Genomic DNA, 1,505 nt, shown 5'->3' with positions numbered 1-1,505 from the left:
GTGCCGGGTCTGGAAGGCACGCTGGGCGAGCACCGCCAGCACAGCAGTCGGGTGAGCGCCGTGGCCAACTTCTTCGGGGCGACCGACCTGTCGGCGATCGCGCGGGGCGCGCAGACGCCAGAGGGTCGTCTGCTCGGTGGCGCCACCCGCGACAAGCTGGCGCTGGCTCGCGAGGCCTCGCCCGTGGCGCATGCCAGCACCGGCACGCCTCCCGTTCTGACGGTGCACGGAACGCTGGATCGCGTGGTGCCCTTCAGCCAGGCGGCGCGCTTGGACGACGCCCTGCACAAGGCCGGCACAAAGAGCTACCTGGTCACCATCGATGGTGGAGGGCATGGCGACTTTGGCAGCTCGGCGGACGACCGCCTGGGTGCGCTGTTCGACCGCGAACTGCTTGGCATGGACCGGGAGGTTTCCGTGGCACCCGTGATCTGGGCGCAGCGCTAGGGGCTCAGCGCACCTGCACTTCCACGGATTCGCCGAGCTTGGGCACGCCCCCCGTGATCACGGCCTTGGTCATGGCCAGCAACTGCACCAGCTTGCTTTCCTTGACGTCCCAATAGTGCGCGTGGGTGACGTTGACGACCACCAGCGCCAGATCAGGATCGTCCGGCCCCCCTGGAAACCAGGCTTCGGCGGCTTTGTTCCACAGCGCACGGGCCCGGTCGGGGTCGTTGACCACCCGGGCGGTGCCGGATATGGAGACATAGGTGTCCTTGTCGGGATCGGCATAGCTGAGGTTGACGGTGGGTTCGGCCATCAGGTCGGCGACGGGCTCCCCCCGGCGCGACATGAAGAACCAGAGGCTGCCATCCTCGAGTTGGTTGTTCTGGGTGGTCATGGGCCGGGCATGCAGGTGACCGGCGTGCGCCGTCTGATGGCTGCGCGTGGTGAACATCGCAAAGCGGATGTCCTTGATCATGTCCCACAGGTTGTCGAGGGCAGTATCTTGGTCGCTCATTTTTGTTCCTTTTTGAAGGGTTGGGTGGAACTGTCCGGGCGGCAAACGGCGTGCCCACTCGCTCTTGTCGTTGGGGCGGGGGGCGCGCATCACCCGTGGCACAGATTGCGGCAAGACTTGCTTCAGAATGGCTGGATGCCCGCCACCACCGCTTCCACCGCCGACGTCCTGGTCCTCCAGCACCTGTTCGAAGACGGCCCGGGTTTCCTGGGCGAATGGCTCGATGCCCAGGGCCTGCCCTGGCACCTGCGTTGTGCCGAGGCGGGCGACCTCTATCCCGCGTCCGTGCGGGGCTACCGTGGCCTTGCCGTGCTGGGCGGCGCATGGGGCGCAAACGACGAGCGCCCGACGCTGCGCCAGGCCGAGGCGCTGATCCGCGAGGCCGACGCGCTGGGCATTCCCGTGATCGGGCACTGCCTGGGAGGCCAATTGATGGCGAAGGCCTTCGGTGGTGAGGTGGCGCGGCTGCAGCAACCCGAGATCGGCTGGTGGCCGATCTCGCACACCGGCAGTGCGACCGCGCGCGACTGGTTCGGCGAAGAAC

Annotated in this window: 3 protein-coding genes; 2 read left to right on the top strand and 1 reads right to left on the bottom strand. The window is 67.4% G+C overall.

The window, feature by feature from the left end; translation table 11 throughout:
• The coding region (locus KIT86_RS25095) for a prolyl oligopeptidase family serine peptidase (RefSeq protein ID WP_297403464.1) at positions 1 to 447 on the top strand (447 nt) is incomplete at its 5' end.
• Between the two features lie 4 nt (positions 448 to 451).
• Here the strand turns inward: KIT86_RS25095 and KIT86_RS25090 are convergent.
• On the bottom strand, positions 452 to 961 hold the full coding sequence (locus KIT86_RS25090) for a pyridoxamine 5'-phosphate oxidase family protein (protein ID WP_297403463.1): 510 nt from the start codon (positions 959 to 961) through the stop codon (positions 452 to 454).
• Between the two features lie 135 nt (positions 962 to 1,096).
• Here KIT86_RS25090 and KIT86_RS25085 point away from each other — a divergent pair.
• Positions 1,097 to 1,505, top strand: a 409-nt coding sequence (locus tag KIT86_RS25085) for a type 1 glutamine amidotransferase (RefSeq protein ID WP_297403461.1), incomplete at its 3' end; no start/stop codon positions are given.

This window comes from Hydrogenophaga sp. (genome assembly GCF_026125825.1).
Lineage (GTDB): Bacteria > Pseudomonadota > Gammaproteobacteria > Burkholderiales > Burkholderiaceae_C > Hydrogenophaga.
Note: the sequence above shows the minus strand (reverse complement) of the source record. Positions and strands in the feature narration are given on the sequence as shown.

Bases quoted from the DNA above. Each gene is read 5' to 3' on its own strand.
- KIT86_RS25090 (WP_297403463.1), bottom strand. From the start codon at position 961: ATGAGCGACCAAGATACTGCCCTCGACAACCTGTGGGACATGATCAAG.